Genomic DNA, 18496 nt, shown 5'->3' on the forward strand with positions numbered 1-18496 from the left:
CGGACAGAAAATGAAGAATGTAGGTTTTGTTGGTTGGCGCGGTATGGTCGGCTCCGTGCTGATGTCGCGCATGAGCGAAGAGCGTGATTTTGACGTTATTAATCCGGTCTTCTTCTCCACTTCGCAGCTGGGACAGTCTGCGCCGACGTTTGGCGGCAAGTCCACAGGTGCGCTGCAGGATGCGTTTGATATCGAGGCGCTCAAGGCGCTGGATATCATTATCACCTGTCAGGGCGGCGATTATACCAGTGAAGTCTACCCAAAGCTGCGTGAAAGCGGCTGGCAGGGCTACTGGATTGACGCGGCTTCGACGCTGCGCATGAAAGATGACGCCATCATTATTCTCGATCCGGTAAACCATCAGGTGATTCGTCAGGGTCTCGACAACGGCATTAAGACCTTCGTCGGCGGCAACTGTACCGTCAGCCTGATGCTGATGTCGCTGGGCGGCCTGTTTGCTCAGGATCTGGTGGAGTGGGCTTCGGTCGCCACTTACCAGGCCGCTTCCGGCGGCGGCGCGCGCCATATGCGCGAGCTGCTGACGCAGATGGGCATGCTGCATAACCACGTCGCCACCTCGCTGCAGGATCCCGCTTCAGCTATCCTCGACATCGAGCGCAGCGTCACTGAGCTGACCCGCTCCGGCACCTTGCCTACCGATAATTTCGGCGTGCCGCTGGCTGGCAGTCTGATTCCCTGGATCGATAAGCAGCTCGACAACGGCCAGAGCCGCGAAGAGTGGAAAGGCCAGGCGGAAACCAACAAAATCCTCGGCACGCAGCAGACGATCCCAGTCGATGGCCTGTGCGTGCGCGTCGGCGCGCTGCGCTGCCACAGCCAGGCATTTACCCTGAAGCTGAAAAAAGATGTGCCGCTGGCGGAAATCGAACAGCTGCTGGCGTCGCATAACGAGTGGGTGAAAGTGGTGCCTAATGACCGCGAGCTGACCATGCGCGAACTGACGCCTGCGGCGGTGACCGGCACGCTGACCACGCCGGTCGGCCGTCTGCGCAAGCTCAATATGGGGCCGGAATATCTTTCCGCCTTTACCGTCGGCGACCAGCTGCTGTGGGGCGCAGCTGAGCCGCTGCGCCGCATGTTGCGTCTGCTGGTGGACTAAAATAAAAAACTAAGCGAGGCCGGGATTTTCCCGGCCTCTTACCTGATTATTCTGAAATAAGTCAAACCGCTTACCGTCTGTAAGTGATCGGCTTCCCTTTTTTACGTCCCCGCCAATAATTTTTTGCTTTCCGGGCTGGCAACTTGCAAGCCCAAGCTATGATTTAACAATGATGTGCCGGTTGTTGACTGTTTTGTATTTCGCACTGAATAGTTGTTGTACACGGCAAAGTTATTTTCCCACGGAGCGGTTTCCTTTCTCTGCCGTTGTACGCATGGCTCAATGAAGAGCAGCGCACCTGATGCGTGGCAAAAGCCGCGCTCATTTCGCCTGCCACATAATCACAGGAAGAAAGTCATGTCAGAGCTTCCCGATCGCCTGGCGATCAATGCCCTGTTTGCGGGTAATTATTCCGATCCCTTCGCCTTACTGGGGATGCACCAGACAGCCAACGGGCTGGAAGTCAGGGCGCTGCTGCCCGACGCTTCGGAAGTATGGGTTATCGAAACCAACACGGGGCGTAAAGTCGCCCAGCTGAAATGCCTCGATCCGCGCGGCTTTTTCAGCGCGGTGGTGCCACGCCGCAAGAATATGTTTCGCTACCAGCTGGCGGTGGAATGGCACGGTCAGCAAAACCTGATCGACGACGCCTATCGCTTTGGTCCGCTGTTGCAGGAGATGGATGCCTGGCTGCTGGCGGAAGGGACCCATCTGCGTCCTTACGAAACCCTGGGCGCACACGCTGCGGTGATTGACGATGTGCACGGCACGCGCTTTAGCGTCTGGGCGCCCAACGCGCAGCGCGTTTCAGTAGTAGGCGATTTCAACTTCTGGGATGGCCGTCGTCATCCGATGCGTTTCCGCCGTGAAATGGGCATCTGGGAGCTGTTCGTGCCAGGCGCGTACAACGGGCAGCTCTACAAATTCGAAATCGTCGATCATACAGGCCATCTGCGCATTAAAGCGGATCCCTACGCGTTTGAGGCGCAAATGCGTCCGCAAACGGCGTCGATGATTTGCGGCCTGCCGCCGAAGGTCGAGATGCCCGAGGAGCGTAAGGCGCGCAACGAATTTGACGCGCCGATTTCTGTCTATGAGGTGCACCTCGGCTCGTGGCGGCGTCATACCGAGAATAATTTCTGGCTCAGCTACAAAGAGCTGGCGGAGCAGCTGGTGCCCTACGTCAAAGAGATGGGCTTTACCCATATCGAGCTGCTGCCGGTCAATGAGCATCCTTTCGATGGCAGCTGGGGTTATCAGCCGCTCGGCATGTATGCGCCGACGCGGCGCTTCGGCACGCGCGACGAATTCCTCTATTTTATCAATGCCGCGCACGAGGCGGGCCTTAACGTGCTGCTGGACTGGGTGCCAGGCCACTTCCCCAGCGACGATTTCGGCCTGGCGAAGTTTGACGGCACCGAGCTGTATGAGCACAGCGATCCGCGTGAAGGCTTTCACCAGGACTGGAACACCCTGATCTACAACTTTGGCCGCCGCGAAGTGAGCAACTATCTGGCGGGCAACGCGCTTTACTGGATAGAACGCTGCGGCATCGACGGACTGCGCGTCGATGCGGTGGCCTCGATGATTTACCGCGACTACAGCCGCGCCGAAGGCGAATGGGTGCCGAACCATTATGGCGGCCGGGAAAATCTCGAAGCCATCGCCTTTCTGCGCTACACCAACCGCACGCTGGGACGCGCGGCGCCGGGCAGCGTCACCATCGCCGAAGAGTCTACCGACTTCGACGGCGTATCGCGTCCGCCGGAAGCGGGCGGCCTCGGCTTCTGGTACAAGTGGAACCTGGGCTGGATGCACGACACGCTCGACTACATGAAGCTCGACCCGGTGTACCGCAGCCATCATCACGATCTGATGAGCTTCGGCATGATGTACAACTACACCGAAAACTTTATGTTGCCGCTTTCCCATGACGAAGTAGTGCACGGCAAGAAATCGCTGCTTGACCGTATGCCGGGTGACGCCTGGCAGAAGTTTGCCAACCTGCGCGCCTACTACGGCTGGATGTGGGCCTTCCCCGGCAAGAAACTGCTGTTTATGGGCGGCGAGTTCGCTCAGGGCAGAGAGTGGAACCACGACGTCAGCCTTGACTGGCATCTGCTGGAGGGCGCCGATAACTGGCATCACGGCGTGCAGCGGCTGGTGCGCGATCTGAACCATACCTATCGCCACTATGCGCCGCTCCATCAGCTCGATTTCGATCCCGCTGGCTTCGAGTGGCTGGTTGTCGACGATCGCGAAAATTCGGTGTTCGTCTTTGTGCGTCGCGATCGCGACGGCAACGAGATTATCGTCGCCAGTAACTTTACGCCAGTGCCGCGCCATAACTATCGCTTCGGCGTTAATCAGGCAGGCAACTGGCGCGAAGTGCTCAACACCGACCAGCACAGCTATCACGGTAGCGATACGCGTAACCCGGTGGTGCATACCGATGAGATCTACAGCCATAACCGACCGCTGTCGCTGTCGCTGACGCTGCCGCCGCTCGCTACCATCTGGCTGGTGAAGGAGGCGGAATGACGCTGCTTCCGGGACGTGCTGAGCCACCTGGCGCCAGTTACGACGGCAAGGGCGTAAACTTTACGCTCTTTTCCCGGCATGCCGAGCGCGTCGAACTCTGCCTGTTTAACGAGGGGCAGGAGCGGCGTTTCGAACTTCCAGCGCGTACCGGCGATATCTGGCACGGCTATGTAGCCGCGCTGAAACCGGGCCAGCGCTACGGCTTCCGCGTATACGGCCCCTGGGCGCCGGAACGCGGACACCGCTTTAATCCAGCCAAGCTGCTGGTCGATCCCTGCGCCCGTGCGGTGGAGGGTGAGGTGACGGACGACGCGCGCATCTATGGCGGCATCGATCGGCCTGATGAGCAGGACAGCGCCGCAGTGGCGCCTAAGTCGCTGGTGGTGGCGGAAGATTTCGACTGGGAAGGGGATATCGCCCCGCGCACGCCCTGGGGCAACACGGTGATTTACGAGGCGCACGTGCGCGGGTTAACGCAGCGACATCCGGAAATTCCGGAATCGCTGCGCGGGACTTACGCCGCGCTCGGCCATCCTGTTATGGTGAACTACCTGCGCCATCTCGGCATTACCACGCTGGAGCTGCTGCCGGTAGCCCATTTCGCCAGCGAGCCGCGTCTGCAGCGCCTTGGGCTAAGCAATTACTGGGGCTATAACCCTTTCGCCCTTTGGGCCGTCGATCCGCGTTACGCCTCGCAGGAGAGCGCGACGCCTCTGCAGGAGTTTCAGCAGGCGGTGAAAAACCTGCACGCGGCGGGCATTGAAGTGGTGCTGGACGTGGTGTTCAACCACACCGCCGAGCTGGAGGAGATCGGCCCGACGCTGTCGCTGCGCGGCGTCGATAACGCCAGCTACTACTGGCTTAGCCCGCAGGGCGAATATGAAAACTGGACCGGATGCGGCAATACCCTGAACCTCAGCGATCCCCAGGTGATGAACTGGGCGCTGGAAGCGCTGCGCTACTGGGTGCGCGTCTGCCATGTCGACGGCTTTCGCTTCGACCTGGCGTCGGTGCTGGGACGCACGCCCGATTTTTCAGCGCACGCGCCGCTGTTTGAGGCGATCAAAGCCTGTCCGCTGCTCTCAACGGTCAAGCTGATCGCCGAACCCTGGGATATTGGTCCCGGCGGCTATCAGGTCGGCAATTTTCCGCCCCTGTTCGCCGAGTGGAATGACCATTTCCGCGACGATATGCGGCGCTTCTGGCTGCATCGCGACGTCAGCAACGGCGCGTTCGCCCGGCGCTTCGCCGCTTCCAGCGACCTGTTTCAGCGTGACGGCCGACTGCCGCACGCCGCCGTTAATCTGATTACCGCGCACGACGGTTTTACGCTGCGTGACCTGGTGAGCTTTAACCATAAGCACAATCAGGCCAACGGCGAGGACAACCGCGACGGCAGCAACGGCAATTTCAGCCATAACCACGGCGTGGAGGGGCTGCGCGCCAATTTCGACGTGATTGAGCGTCGCCGCCTTAGCGCCCATGCGCTGCTGACCTCGCTGCTGCTGGCGCAGGGCACCCCGATGCTGCTCGCGGGCGACGAGCGCGGCCACAGCCAGCGCGGCAACAATAACGCCTATTGTCAGGACAACCTCCTGACCTGGCTCGACTGGCAGGAAGAAGAGAGCAGTCTGGTAGATTTTACCGCCGCCCTGATCCGTTTGCGTCAGCAGATCCCGGCGTTAACCGCCGATCGCTGGTGGCAAGAGGGCGACGGCAATGTGCAGTGGCTAAATTCCAGCGGCAGGCCACTGCAGCGAGAGGAGTGGGAACAGAAGGCGCACAGAATGCAGATTCTGCTCTCCGGCCGCTGGTTAATAACAATAAACGCCACGGATTCGGTGAGTGACATCGCCTTACCAGACGGAGAATGGCGTGCCGTTCCTCCTTTCGCCGGGGATGACAATCCCATTTTGTCGACTGTCTGGCATGGTCCCGCACACGGTGTGTGCGTGTTCCAAAAGCAATCATAAGGAGTCAGACATGGTTAAGTTAGACAGAACTGATCACCTGATGCTGGCCCGCCAGCTCCCTACACAGACTGTTGCGCTAATCCTCGCCGGGGGAAGAGGCACGCGCCTGAAAGACCTGACCGCCAAACGCGCCAAGCCGGCCGTGCATTTCGGCGGCAAGTTTCGCATTATCGATTTTGCGCTCTCGAACTGCATTAACTCGGGGATACGCCGTATCGGCGTCATTACCCAGTATCAGTCGCACACGCTAACGCAGCACGTTCAGCGCGGCTGGTCTATCTTCAACGAAGAGATGAATGAGTTTGTGGATTTGCTGCCGGCGCAGCAGCGCACGCTAACGGAACACTGGTATCGCGGCACCGCAGACGCCGTAACGCAGAATCTCGACATTATTCGCCGCTATCAGGCGCAATACATCGTGATTCTGGCTGGCGATCATATTTATAAAATGGACTATTCGCGCATGCTGCTCGACCACGTCGACGCCAACGCGAAGTGCACCATCGCCTGCTTGCCCGTGCCGCTTCATGAAGCGACCGCCTTTGGCGTCATGGCCGTGGATGAAAATAATAAAGTGATCGACTTTGTAGAGAAGCCGCCGCAGCCGCCTGCCATGCCAGGCGACGATACTCAGGCGCTCGCCAGTATGGGGATCTACGTGTTTAACGCCGATTATCTCTATCAGCTGCTGGAAGAAGATCTGCAGGAGCCTGAATCCAATCACGACTTCGGCAAAGATATTCTGCCGAAGGTGGTGGCGAGCGGCGAAGGGTACGCCCATTCGTTTACGCTCTCCTGCGTACAGCAGGATGAAAACTCGCCGCCTTACTGGCGCGACGTGGGGACGCTGGAGGCTTACTGGCGCGCTAATCTCGATCTCGCATCGGTGACGCCGGAGCTGGATATGTATGACCATACCTGGCCGATCCGTACGCATATGGAGCCGTTGCCGCCCGCCAAGTTTGTGCAGGACCGCTCGGGCAGCCATGGAATGACGATGAATTCGCTGATCTCCGGCGGCACCATCATCTCTGGCTCAGTCGTGGTGAATTCCGTGCTGTTTCCACGCGTACGCATTAACTCTTTTTGCAATATCGATTCCGCCGTACTGCTGCCTGACGTGGTGGTAGGACGATCCTGCCGCCTGCGTCGTTGCGTGATCGACCGCGCCTGCGTGCTGCCGGAAGGCATGGTGATAGGAGAGAATCCTGACGAGGACAGTCGTCGGTTTTACCGTTCAGAAGAGGGTATCGTTCTGGTCACACGCGCCATGCTTGCCAGGCTGGCCAGCGCGTAGCCGACAACGATAAAAAGCACCATATAATCGACGCGAGGATCGCGCCCGATCACTAATTAAGAGGCCGAGGATGCAGGTTTTACATGTCTGTTCAGAACTTTTTCCGCTGCTAAAAACCGGCGGGTTGGCTGATGTTGTTGGGGCATTGCCACAGGCGCAAATTGCGGACGGAACGGATACGCGGGTGCTGTTGCCCGCTTTTCCCGACCTGCGCAAGGGGATTCCTGAAACGGAGGTCGTGGCCGAGTTGCAGACCTTTGCCGGTCCGACACGGCTGCTGTTTGGCCATTTCAACGGCGTGGGCATCTATCTGATCGACGTGCCGGAACTTTACGATCGACCCGGCAGCCCGTATCACGATACGTCGCAGTTCGCCTATGTGGATAACTATCTGCGCTTTGCTCTGCTTGGCTGGATGGGCTGTGAAATCGCTTGCGGGCTGGATACTTACTGGCAGCCCGATATCGTGCATGCGCACGACTGGCATGCGGGCCTGACCTGCGCCTATCTGGAGGCGCGCGGACGACCGGCAAAGTCAGTGTTTACCGTGCACAACCTGGCGTACCAGGGACTCTTCAACGCCCGTCATCTGGATGAAATCGAGCTGCCTGTAGAATTCTTCGCTATGCACGGCCTGGAGTTCTACGGACAGATCTCCTACCTGAAGGCGGGCCTCTTCTATGCCGATCACATTACTGCGGTTAGCCCGACTTATGCGCATGAAATCACGCGTCCAGAGTTCGGTTACGGCATGGAGGCGCTGCTGGAGCAGCGGCTGCGCGAAGGACGCCTCAGCGGCATCCTGAACGGCGTCGATCCTGGCATCTGGGATCCGGCGCACGATCTGCTGCTCAGCGCGCGCTATAACCGCGACACGCTGGAAGCGAAGGCTGAAAATAAACGTCAGCTGCAGATCGCGATGGGGCTGAAGGTCGATGACAGCGTGCCGGTGTTCGCGGTAATCAGTCGTCTGACCCGGCAGAAAGGACTGGATCTGGTGCTGGAAGCGCTGCCTGGCCTGCTGGCGCAGGGCGGCCAGCTGGTGCTGCTGGGGCAGGGGGACGCCGAGCTGCAGCAGGGCTTCCTGGCCGCGGCGGCGGAGCATCCCGGCAGCGTCGGCGTGCAGATTGGCTACCATGAGGCTTTCTCGCACCGCATTGTCGGCGGCGCGGACGTCATCATGGTGCCGAGCCGTTTCGAACCCTGCGGCCTGACGCAGCTCTACGGCCTGAAATATGGCACCCTGCCGCTGGTGCGGCGTACGGGCGGCCTGGCCGATACGGTTAACGACAGCTCGCTGGAGAACCTGGCTGACGGCATCGCCAGCGGATTCAGCTTTGAAGACAGCAACGCCTGGTCGCTGTTACGGGCGATTCGACGTGCTTTTGTATTGTGGTCCCGCCCTTCTCTGTGGCGTTACGTTCAGCGACAGGCGATGGGGATGGATTTTAGTTGGCAAGTGGCCGCACAGGCTTACCGCGATCTTTACCAACGTTTGCTGTAACGAGAGACTGGGATAACTGATATGAATGCTCCTTTCAACTATACGTCGCCGACACTGACGGTCGAAGCGTTGAAACACTCGATTGCCTATAAGCTGATGTTCACCATCGGTAAAGATCCATCCGTGGCGAACCAGCATGACTGGCTCAACGCCTCGCTGCTGGCGGTGCGCGACCGTATGGTGGAGCGCTGGTTGCGCTCCAGCCGCGCGCAGCTTTCGCAGGATGTACGTCAGGTTTACTACCTGTCGATGGAGTTTCTGCTGGGCCGGACGTTAGGCAATGCGTTGATGGCGATGGGCATTTATGACGATCTCAATCAGGCGCTGGATGAGATGGGGCTGAATCTTGCCGATCTGATGGAAGAAGAGAACGATCCCGGCCTCGGCAACGGCGGCCTCGGACGATTAGCCGCCTGTTTTCTCGATTCGCTCGCCACGCTGGGCCTGCCGGGACGCGGCTACGGCATTCGTTACGATTACGGCATGTTCAGACAGAACATTATCGACGGCGAGCAAAAAGAGTCGCCCGATTACTGGCTGGAGTATGGCAACCCCTGGGAATTCCAGCGCTATAACACGCGCTACAAAGTGCGTTTCGGCGGCCGCATCCAGCATGAAGGAGCGAAAGTTCGCTGGCTGGAGACTGAAGAGATTGTCGCCATGGCTTACGATCAAATCATCCCCGGCTTCGATACCGACGCCACCAATACGCTGCGCCTGTGGGGCGCGCAGGCGAGCAACGAAATCAATCTCGGCAAGTTCAACGAGGGCGATTACTTTGCGGCGGTTGAAGATAAAAACCACTCGGAAAACGTCTCGCGCGTGCTCTATCCCGACGATTCCACCTACTCAGGCCGGGAACTGCGTCTGCGGCAGGAGTATTTCCTGGTCTCCGCTACGGTGCAGGACATCCTTAACCGCCACTGGCAGATGCATAAGACCTGGGACAACCTGGCGGATAAGATCGCCATCCACCTTAACGATACCCACCCGGTGCTGGCGATCCCGGAGCTGATGCGTCTGTTGATCGACGATCATAAGTTTACCTGGGACGATGCGTTTGAAGTGACCTGCCAGGTCTTCTCCTACACCAACCACACGCTGATGAGCGAGGCGCTGGAAACCTGGCCGGTAGAGATGATCGGCAAGATCCTGCCGCGGCATCTCGGTATTATCTTTGAGATTAATGACTACTTCCTGAAGACGATTCAGGAGTACTACCCGGATGACTGGGATCTGCTGTCGCGCATCTCGATCATTGATGAAAACAATGGCCGCCGTATTCGTATGGCGTGGCTGGCGGTGGTGGTGAGCCACAAGGTCAACGGCGTTTCCGAGCTGCACTCTAACCTGATGGTACAGTCGCTGTTCGCTGACTTCGCTCGTCTGTTCCCGGGCCGCTTCTGCAACAAAACCAACGGCGTTACGCCGCGCCGCTGGCTGGCGCTGGCTAACCCTGCGCTGTCAGAACTGCTGGACGAAGAGATTGGCCGCACCTGGCGTACCGATCTCAGCCAGCTCGCCGAGTTGAACCAGAAGATCGACTATCCGGCGTTTATCGAAAAAGTGGCCGACGCCAAGTTTGATAACAAGCGTCGCCTGGCAGACTGGGTAGCGAAGAACATGGACGTGGTGCTCGATCCTAACGCGCTGTTCGACGTGCAGATCAAGCGTATCCACGAATATAAACGTCAGCTGCTGAACGTGCTGCACGTTATTACCCGCTATAACCGCATCAAGGCCGATCCCACCGCCGACTGGGTGCCGCGCGTCAATATCTTTGCAGGCAAGGCGGCTTCGGCCTACTACACGGCCAAGCATATCATTCACCTGATCAATGATGTGGCGAGCGTGATCAACAACGATCCGCAGGTGAAGAACAAGCTGAAGGTGGTGTTTATTCCCAACTACAGCGTGAGTCTGGCGCAGATCATTATTCCGGCGGCGGATCTCTCCGAGCAGATTTCGACGGCGGGGACCGAGGCATCGGGCACCAGTAATATGAAATTCGCGCTTAACGGCGCGCTGACCATAGGGACGCTGGACGGCGCGAATGTCGAGATGCTTGAGCACATCGGCGAGGAGAATATCTTTATTTTCGGCAACACCACGCCGCAGGTCGAAGCATTGCGCGCTGGCGGCTATAACCCGCGTAAATATTATGAAGAGGATGCCGAGCTGCATCAGGTATTGACGCAGATCGCTTCCGGCGTATTCAGCCCGCAGGAGCCAGGCCGCTACCGCAACCTGTTTGATTCGCTGGTGAACTTTGGCGATCACTATCAGCTGCTGGCGGATTACCGTAGCTATGTGGATACGCAGGATAAGGTGGATGAGCTCTATCGCAAACCGGAAGAGTGGCAGCGCCGCGCCGCGCTGAATATCGCCAATATGGGCTATTTCTCATCTGACCGGACCATCCAGGAGTATGCGGATGAGATCTGGCATATCAAGCCGGTGAGGTTGTAGTTATCGAGCGGGCGAAAGCCCGCTCGCTTATCTTCTGTCGCGTAGCGCATCTTAACCGCCTGCGCCACGGGCAAAAAAAACGGGGCCGTTGCCCCGTTTTTTCTTTAGCTTGCCAGCGACAGGCTGGGTTTCTGGCTATGCGTTGCCAGCCATTCCGCTACGCGCGCCTGCTGGGCTTCAGTCAGCCACATTCCTTGCTTGGTACGGCGCCAGATAGCGTCATCCAGTTCGCGTACCCATTCGTTCTGCACCAGATAGCGCAGCTCGGCTTCATAGAAATCATGGCCAAAGTTCTCGCCCAGATCTTCAAGACGCGTTGCGCCTTCGAGCAGCGTTTCGGTGTTGCTGCCGTAGGTGCGGGCGAAGTGACGCGCCATGCCTTCGGTGATAAACGGATAACGACGACGCAGGCTGGCGGCGTAATCTTCACGGGTACCGGCGATATCGCCGCCCGGCAGCACGCAGTTTTTCGTCCATGCCGGCCCGGCATTCGGGAAATACTTCGTCAGTTTTTCCAGCGCATGCTCCGCCAGTTTACGGTAGGTGGTCAGCTTGCCGCCAAATACCGACAGCAGCGGCGCCTGGCCATTATCGTCACGCACGTCCAGCGTATAGTCGCGGGTAATCGCCTGCGGCGAATCCGATTCGTCATCACACAGCGGACGCACGCCGGAGTAGGTCCAGACTATGTCGTTACGCGCCAGCTGTTTCTTAAAGTGGCTGTTGTAAATCTTGAGCAGGTAGTCGATCTCGCTCTCTTCGATTTTGACGTTTTTCGGATCGCCTTTGTACTCCACATCGGTGGTGCCGATGATGGAGAAATCGTCCATCCACGGGATAACAAACACGATACGGTTATCTTCGTTCTGCAGAATGTAAGACTGCTTCTCGTTGTGAACGCGCGGCACCACAATGTGGCTGCCTTTGATCAGACGGATGCCGTAAGGCGATTTCAGCTTCAGACCGTCATCGAAGAACTGTTTAACCCACGGACCAGCCGCATTGACCAGCGCTTTCGCGCGCCAGCTATAGGTTTTGCCGCTGTCGATATCTTCGGCTTCCACCATCCACAGGCCATTTTCGCGCCAGGCGCGCGTAACGCGAGTGCGGGTACGTACTTCGCCGCCGCGCTTAACCACTTCCTGCGCGTTCAGCACTACCAGGCGCGCATCGTCTACCCAGCAGTCGGAATATTCGAAACCGCGCGTAATTTCCGGCTTGAGGGCCGAATCCGCGCCAAAACGCAGGCTTTTACTGCCCGGCAGGCTGGTGCGTTTGCCAAGGTGGTCGTATAAAAACAGGCCGGTGCGAATCATCCACGCCGGGCGCAGATGCGGACGGTGCGGCAGACGGAAGCGCATCGGGAAGGCAATATGCGGTGCCATTTTCAACAGAACTTCACGTTCAGCCAGCGCTTCGCTGACCAGACGGAATTCATAGTGCTCAAGGTAGCGCAGGCCGCCGTGAATCAGCTTGGAACTGGCGGAAGAGGTCGCGCAAGCCAGGTCCCGCGCCTCCAGCATCAGCACTGACAGGCCGCGTCCTGCAGCGTCCGCTGCAATACCGGCACCGTTGATGCCGCCGCCGATCACGATCAGGTCTTTGGTTTCCACGTCATCTCCTCCGATGTTCGGAATAGTTCATTAATGTTCGTTTTCGAGCATAATCATAATCGCAAACCAACATTGATGCCAGTGTTTAACGCGGTAAAAACATTTTAGCGTGATATAGCTAACATTCTTGCTGAGAAATAAATACATAGCCGGACACTTTGTCAGGTTATTGAGGCTGCTTATCAGGTTACACTAGGCGGTAATTGTGTCGTCCTAACGAGAGAATCATGGAAACCTTCGAATGCATTAACGTTCAGCAGGCCAGCGAGCATCTGGCGCAAGGCGCGCTGCTGGTCGATATTCGCGATCCGCAGAGCTTTGCGCTCGGCCATGCGGAAAACGCACAGCACCTGAGCAACGGCAACCTTAATGAGTTCCTCTCCAGCGCCAGCCGCGAGCTGCCGGTACTGGTGATGTGCTATCACGGCAACAGCAGCAAAGGGGCCGCGCAGTATCTGCTGAGTCAGGGCTTCCGCGCAGCCTACAGCATTGACGGCGGTTTCGACGCCTGGCGCGCCGCGTTCCCAGAGCAGGTTGTCGACGGCGGCCTGTGAGCTACGCCCGATGTACAAGGAGAGTGATTAATGGTGCGCATTACGCAGTTTAATAACCCGCGCATGGCGCAGGCGTTTGTCGACTATATGGCGACGCGCGGCGTCACGCTGCGAATCGAACATGACGGCCATTACGTGATCCTGCTTGATAACGAGGGCCAGCTTGAAATGGTCGAAAACGAACTTCAGCAGTTCGTTCGGCAGCCTGACCATCCGCGCTATCAGGCCGCAAGCTGGCATACCGGCAATACGAAAAGCGGCCTGCGCTATGAGCGCAGCAATTTATGGGCGAATATTCGCGATCGCGCCGGTCCGCTCACCATGACCGTTCTTTTTGCCTGCGTCGCGGTATTTATTCTGATGCAGATTTTTGGCGATCAGACGGTGCTGCTGTGGCTGAGCTGGCCGGACGGGCCGGGACAATATATTCAGGTGTGGCGCTGGTTCAGCCATGCGCTGCTGCACTTTTCGCTGCTGCATATCCTTTTTAACCTGATGTGGTGGTGGTATCTCGGCGGCGCGGTGGAGAAACGGCTCGGCAGCGGCAAGCTGTTCGTCATTATGCTGATCTCGGCGCTGCTCAGCGGCTTTGTGCAGGCAAAATTTAGCGGTATCTGGTTCGGCGGTTTGTCGGGCGTGGTTTACGCGCTGATGGGCTACTGCTGGCTGCGCGGCGAGCGCGACCCCGAAAGCGGCGTCTATCTGGAACGCGGACTGATTGGTTTCGCTATTGTATGGCTGGTGATCGGCTGGTATGGCGCGTTCGGGCTCGCCATCGCCAACGGCGCCCATGTCGCCGGTCTGCTGGTCGGGCTGGCGATGGCGTTTGTCGATACCCGTGCAGTACGGCGTCGTTAGCGCCGGATAAAAGAAAAAAACAGGAGAGTAATGTGAAGCAGACGCAACGTCATGACGCCATTATCGATCTGGTCCGGCGTCAGGGATATGTCAGTACCGAAGAGCTGGTAGAACATTTTGAAGTAAGCCCGCAGACCATCCGTCGCGACCTTAACGACCTCGCCGACCAAAATAAAATTCAGCGCCACCACGGCGGCGCAGCACTGCCTTCCAGCTCTGAAAATACCGCCTGGCAAGAGCGTAAAATGATGTGGTCAGCGGAGAAAGCGCGTATCGCCGAGCGCGTCGCCAGCGAAATTCCCGACGGCGCGACGCTGTTTATTGATATCGGCACCACGCCTGAAGCGGTGGCCTATGCGCTGCTTAACCATAAAAATCTGCGCGTGGTAACCAACAATATCAACGTGGCGACGCTGCTGATGTGTAAGCCCGATTTTCGATTGATTATCGCAGGCGGTGAAGTGCGTACGCGCGACGGTGGCATTATGGGCGAGGCGACGCTCGACTTTATCTCTCAGTTCCGCCTCGATTACGGCATCCTTGGCATTAGCGGCATTGATATGGATGGCTCGCTGCTGGAGTTTGACTACCACGAGGTGCGCACCAAACGCGCCATTATCGAGAATTCCCGCTGTGTAATGCTGGTTGTCGACCATTCGAAATTTGGCCGCAACGCCATGGTGAACCTGGGCAATATGGGGCTAATCGATCAGCTTTACACTGATAAGCAGCCGCCCGCCAGCATCATGAAGGTAATTGAGCAGCACGAGGTTCAGCTCGAACTCTGCTAATTCCTCGGTCGCAAGCGGCAGCGCCCTTGCATAGCGCAAAAGCGAGCGCTGTCATAAATACGCACCTCATCCCTGAGGTGCGTCTGTCGCCGGACCAGCATTCTGGGTTGTAAAAAACGCAGCCCGCGTTTTTGTTCCTGTGCGGGATGCCTTATGCTTCGCGCGCTTTCGCCGCTCAGGCGGGCGTTTTTCTTTGTTTCCTGTCGATTTTTTCCCCACTGCCGTCTTTACTTAATGCTCTGTTTGCCTGCGCGCCGAAAAGGTATGCCGCAGATAGTGATTACATCGCAACTCAATGGCTTTGGATCGAAACGCTAAGGGGAGAGCATGAAAGAGAGCGCACTGGATCGCGCGGCAGTAGCCGCCGGAATTTCTCTGACCTATACCAACGCCAAAGGCGAGCCGGAAGCCATCAGCGACGAAACCAAAACGGCGCTGCTGGCGGTGATGGGCGATCCCAGAAAAGAGAAGGGCGCGCCGCTGCCGCCGGTACAGGTATTTAGCGGCGGAGCCGCGCGGCAGCTTAACCCGGAAGGGCGCGGCCTCTATCAGTGGCGGCTGCGCAGCGAGAAGGGCCGCGAGTTTAGCGGTGAACTTCAGGCGGGCGAGCCTTTTACACTGCCGTCGCCGCTCGGTCACGGCTACCACCAGCTGACGCTGAGCAAAGGTAAGCAACAGTGGCAGACACGCATTATCCTTACGCCGCGCCGCTGCTGGCTGCCGGAACCGCTGCGCAACGGCGAGAAACGCTGGGGCGCGCTGGTACAGCTTTATACCGTGCGTTCCGCCGATAACTGGGGCATCGGCGATTTTGGCGACTTGCAGCAGCTTCTGGAGCAGGTTGCGCGTCAGGGCGGCGATTTCGTCGGGCTCAATCCGCTGCACGCGCTCTATCCCGCTACGCCAGATTTCGCCAGCCCCTACAGTCCCTCTTCCCGACGCTGGCTCAATATTATCTATATCAGCGTGGCGCAGCTGGAGGATTTCCAGCAGAGCGCGGCGGCACAGAAGTGGTGGAAATCGGCAAAAACCCAGCGCGCGCTGGCGAAAGCGCGCGATAGCGAGTTTGTCGACTACGCGGCGGTGATGGCGCTGAAGCTCGCCGCGCTGCGTCACGCCTGGGCGCAGTTCAGCCTGCGCGCCGATGATGACGCGCAGCGGCAGGCGTTTGCGGATTTCGTGCGCGACGGCGGCGACAGCCTGCGTTATCAGGCGGCCTACGACGGCCTGCAGGCGGAACGGCGCAGCGAAGATGCGCAGGCCTGGGGCTGGCCCGCCTGGCCGGAAAGCTGGCGCAACAGCCAGTCGCCCGAGGTGCAGCGCTGGTGCGAGGCGCATGAAGATGAGATCGCATTCTGGCAATGGCTGCAGTGGCTGGCGCAAACCCAGTTTGCTCAGTGCTGGGCGCGCAGCCAGGCGCTGAAGATGACGGTGGGGCTGTATCGCGACCTGGCGGTGGGCGTGGCGGAAGGCAGCGCAGAAACCTGGCACGATCCCGAACTCTATCGGCTTGAGGCCTCAGTCGGTGCGCCGCCGGATCGCCTCGGACCGCTGGGGCAAAACTGGGGGCTGCCGCCGATGGATCCGCACGTGATGCGCGCGCGCGGCTATCAGCCCTTTATCGACATGCTGCGCGCCAATATGCGCGACTGTGGCGCGCTGCGCATCGATCACGTTATGGCGCTGCTGCGGCTGTGGTGGGTGCCGAAAGGGGAAAACGCCGATAAAGGCGCCTACGTCAGCTATCCGGTGCAGGATCTGCTGGGCATTCTGGCACTGGAGAGTCAGCGCCATCGCTGCATGGTGATTGGCGAGGATCTCGGTACGGTTCCGCCGGAAATTGTCGGCCTGCTGCGCGCCAGCGGCGTTTTTTCCTGGAAGGTGATGTGGTTTGAGCAGCAGCGTGACGGCAGCTATCGTCTGCCCGGCGACTACCCGCGTCAGTCGATCGCCAGCGCCAGCACGCACGATCTGCCGACGCTGAGCGGCTTCTGGAGCGCAGGCGATTTCGCGCTGGGGGAAAAGCTGAAGCTTTATCCCGGCAAAGAGGTGTTGCAGTCGCTGCACGAGCAACGGGCGAAGCAGAAGCAGGCGCTGCTGGATGCGCTGCATAAAGCGGGCGTGATGCCGGCGCGCAGCGCGCGCCAGGCCGATAAGCTGGAGATGACGCCTGCGCTTAACCTGGCGATGCATAAATTTCTGGCGGCAACCGGCAGTGCGCTGCTTGGCCTGCAGCCAGAGGACTGGACAGGCATGACCACGCCGGTCAACGTGCCAGGTACCGTCGATCAATACCCTAACTGGCGACGCAAGCTAACGCAGCCGCTGGAGACGATTTTTACGGATAAAGAGGTAACAAAGCTGTTGAAGGCGGTAAGTCAGACGCGAAAAGGCAAGTAACGGAGAGCGCGCGACAGTCAACGACTGTCGCGCGGAGATATTAGTAGTAGGAGTGTTCGCCGCGCTGGTGCTCGGTGAGATCGCGGACGCCTTTCAGCTCCGGGAAAGCGGCCAGCAGCTCTTTTTCGATGCCATCTTTCAGGGTGACGTCGATCATGGAGCAGCCGTTACAGCCGCCGCCGAACTGCAGAATGGCGAAGCCGTCTTCGGTGATCTCCATCAGCGACACGCGGCCGCCGTGACCAGCCAGCTGTGGGTTGATCTGCGCCTGCAGCAGATACTCAACGCGCTCTGTCAGCGGCGCGTCATCAGAGACCTTACGCATTTTGGCGTTTGGCGCTTTCAGCGTCAGCTGCGAGCCGAGGTTATCAGTAACGAAGTCGATTTCGGCGTCTTCCAGATAAGGCGCGCTCAGCTCGTCAACATAGGCTGAGAGCTTCTCGAACTTCAGTTCCGTGTCGGTCGCTTCTACCGCGTCAGGCGGGCAGTAAGAGACGCCGCACTCGGCGGTCGGCGTACCCGGGTTAATGACGAATACGCGAATCTGGGTGCCATCTTCCTGTTTTGACAGCAGTTTAGCGAAGTGCTCCTGGGCAGAGTCTGTAATTCGGATCATGGCAATTGCTCAATAGTTGACTAATTTAGTTGGTTATAATACGCCCATCACCAACGCTCTACAAGGTACGGCACAGGCACCAGATTTGTACGCTGGCCGCGCCCTGCGCCAGCAAAATGCGGCTGATCTCCCCCACGGTATTACCCGTTGTCACCACATCATCTATCAGAGCGATATGGCGTCCGCGCACGGCGATTTCAAGCTGGAAAGCGCCGCGTACGTTGCGCCGGCGCTGCGATGCGCTGAGTCGATGCTGCAGCGCGCCGCGTCGCCTGCGGCGCACGCCATCCTGGAACGCGCAGCCGAGCCAGCGCGCCAGCGGTTGCGCCAGCAGCGCCGCCTGATTGTAGCCGCGTCGGCAGGCGCGCATCTTATGCAGCGGCACGCACAGCAGCAAATCGGGCCGTCTCAGCCCGCGCGTGCGGTGAGCTTCCAGCCAGCTTAGCAAAAGCAGACGCGCCAGCATCACCCTGAGTGCGGTTATGCGGTAAAACTTCAGCTGACGCACCCAGTGACGCAGCGGCGGCTGATAGCCGCTGACGCAGACCAGTGCCTGCCAGGGGGGCGGCGATCGCAGGCAACGTCCGCAGACGACGCGGGAGGAGCCGGCGGGCAGGCCGCAGCGCGGACAGAGCACCGGCAACGGCGGCAGGGTGCGCAGGCAGACGCTGCATAGTCCGTGGGCGGCGACGCGCAGCGGCAGTCGGCATAGCCAACAGAGGGCTGGCATTGGTAGCATAGCGGCCTCCTTAATGTTTTA

The 18496-nt window shown here is 58.9% G+C and carries 13 protein-coding genes; 10 read left to right on the top strand and 3 right to left on the bottom strand.

Translation table 11 applies throughout. From position 1 onward, the window contains the following. Nucleotides 1-10: 10 nt before the first annotated feature. The 6 genes from asd (at nucleotide 11) to glgP (ending at nucleotide 10904) form a co-directional block, all read left to right on the top strand. Nucleotides 11-1120 (top strand): aspartate-semialdehyde dehydrogenase, encoded by a 1110-nt coding sequence (gene asd / locus D7S44_RS18170; RefSeq protein ID WP_120457230.1) that lies wholly within the window; start codon nucleotides 11-13, stop codon nucleotides 1118-1120. Nucleotides 1121-1477: 357 nt separating this feature from the next. Further along, nucleotides 1478-3661 carry a 1,4-alpha-glucan branching enzyme gene (glgB, locus tag D7S44_RS18175; RefSeq protein ID WP_120457232.1) on the top strand — a complete coding sequence of 728 codons (2184 nt, stop codon included), beginning with the start codon at nucleotides 1478-1480 and terminating at the stop codon, nucleotides 3659-3661. After that, the gene (gene glgX, locus D7S44_RS18180) at nucleotides 3658-5634 is read left to right on the top strand and encodes a glycogen debranching protein GlgX (protein WP_120457234.1); all 1977 of its coding nucleotides are present in this window, start codon (nucleotides 3658-3660) and stop codon (nucleotides 5632-5634) included. Before glgB ends, glgX begins: the two co-directional genes overlap by 4 nt. Nucleotides 5635-5644: 10 nt before the next feature. Further along, nucleotides 5645-6931 (top strand): glucose-1-phosphate adenylyltransferase, encoded by a 1287-nt coding sequence (glgC, locus tag D7S44_RS18185; protein ID WP_120457236.1) that lies wholly within the window; start codon nucleotides 5645-5647, stop codon nucleotides 6929-6931. 70 nt (nucleotides 6932-7001) lie between these two features. Continuing rightward, a complete protein-coding gene (gene glgA, locus D7S44_RS18190; RefSeq protein ID WP_120457238.1) occupies nucleotides 7002-8435 on the top strand; it encodes a glycogen synthase GlgA in 1434 nt (477 codons plus the stop codon). Between the two features lie 21 nt (nucleotides 8436-8456). Further along, nucleotides 8457-10904, top strand: a complete 2448-nt coding sequence (gene glgP / locus D7S44_RS18195; RefSeq protein ID WP_120457241.1) for a glycogen phosphorylase — start codon at nucleotides 8457-8459, stop codon at nucleotides 10902-10904. 104 nt (nucleotides 10905-11008) lie between these two features. Here glgP and glpD read toward each other — a convergent pair whose 3' ends face one another. Further along, nucleotides 11009-12517, bottom strand: a complete 1509-nt coding sequence (glpD, locus tag D7S44_RS18200; RefSeq protein WP_120457243.1) for a glycerol-3-phosphate dehydrogenase — start codon at nucleotides 12515-12517, stop codon at nucleotides 11009-11011. A gap of 227 nt (nucleotides 12518-12744) precedes the next feature. Here glpD and glpE point away from each other — a divergent pair, with 227 nt between their 5' ends. From glpE to malQ, 4 genes are all read left to right on the top strand, one after another. Further along, nucleotides 12745-13071 carry a thiosulfate sulfurtransferase GlpE gene (gene glpE, locus D7S44_RS18205; protein WP_120457245.1) on the top strand — a complete coding sequence of 109 codons (327 nt, stop codon included), beginning with the start codon at nucleotides 12745-12747 and terminating at the stop codon, nucleotides 13069-13071. 33 nt (nucleotides 13072-13104) lie between these two features. After that, entirely contained in the window at nucleotides 13105-13929 is an 825-nt protein-coding gene (gene glpG, locus D7S44_RS18210) for a rhomboid family intramembrane serine protease GlpG (protein ID WP_120457387.1), read from the top strand. Nucleotides 13930-13961: 32 nt separating this feature from the next. Then, on the top strand, nucleotides 13962-14720 hold the full coding sequence (locus tag D7S44_RS18215) for a DeoR/GlpR family transcriptional regulator (RefSeq protein WP_033753150.1): 759 nt from the start codon (nucleotides 13962-13964) through the stop codon (nucleotides 14718-14720). A 327-nt stretch (nucleotides 14721-15047) separates the two neighbouring features. Next, nucleotides 15048-17120 (top strand): 4-alpha-glucanotransferase, encoded by a 2073-nt coding sequence (gene malQ / locus D7S44_RS18220; protein ID WP_120457247.1) that lies wholly within the window; start codon nucleotides 15048-15050, stop codon nucleotides 17118-17120. Between the two features lie 40 nt (nucleotides 17121-17160). Here the strand turns inward: malQ and nfuA are convergent, their stop codons facing one another. Then, entirely contained in the window at nucleotides 17161-17736 is a 576-nt protein-coding gene (gene nfuA / locus D7S44_RS18225) for a Fe-S biogenesis protein NfuA (protein ID WP_120457249.1), read from the bottom strand. A 58-nt stretch (nucleotides 17737-17794) separates the two neighbouring features. Next, complete coding sequence (gene gntX, locus D7S44_RS18230; protein ID WP_120457251.1) at nucleotides 17795-18475, bottom strand: DNA utilization protein GntX; 681 nt, start codon at nucleotides 18473-18475, stop codon at nucleotides 17795-17797. Nucleotides 18476-18496: the final 21 nt, after the last annotated feature.

It is taken from the genome of Pantoea piersonii, assembly GCF_003612015.1.
Taxonomy (GTDB): domain Bacteria; phylum Pseudomonadota; class Gammaproteobacteria; order Enterobacterales; family Enterobacteriaceae; genus Pantoea; species Pantoea piersonii.

Bases quoted from the DNA above. Each gene is read 5' to 3' on its own strand.
- glgP (WP_120457241.1), top strand. From the start codon at position 8,457: ATGAATGCTCCTTTCAACTATACGTCGCCGACACTGACGGTCGAAGCG.
- asd (WP_120457230.1), top strand. From the start codon at position 11: ATGAAGAATGTAGGTTTTGTTGGTTGGCGCGGTATGGTCGGCTCCGTG.
- nfuA (WP_120457249.1), bottom strand. From the start codon at position 17,736: ATGATCCGAATTACAGACTCTGCCCAGGAGCACTTCGCTAAACTGCTG.
- malQ (WP_120457247.1), top strand. From the start codon at position 15,048: ATGAAAGAGAGCGCACTGGATCGCGCGGCAGTAGCCGCCGGAATTTCT.
- gntX (WP_120457251.1), bottom strand. From the start codon at position 18,475: ATGCTACCAATGCCAGCCCTCTGTTGGCTATGCCGACTGCCGCTGCGC.
- glgC (WP_120457236.1), top strand. From the start codon at position 5,645: ATGGTTAAGTTAGACAGAACTGATCACCTGATGCTGGCCCGCCAGCTC.
- glpE (WP_120457245.1), top strand. From the start codon at position 12,745: ATGGAAACCTTCGAATGCATTAACGTTCAGCAGGCCAGCGAGCATCTG.
- glgX (WP_120457234.1), top strand. From the start codon at position 3,658: ATGACGCTGCTTCCGGGACGTGCTGAGCCACCTGGCGCCAGTTACGAC.
- glgB (WP_120457232.1), top strand. From the start codon at position 1,478: ATGTCAGAGCTTCCCGATCGCCTGGCGATCAATGCCCTGTTTGCGGGT.
- glgA (WP_120457238.1), top strand. From the start codon at position 7,002: ATGCAGGTTTTACATGTCTGTTCAGAACTTTTTCCGCTGCTAAAAACC.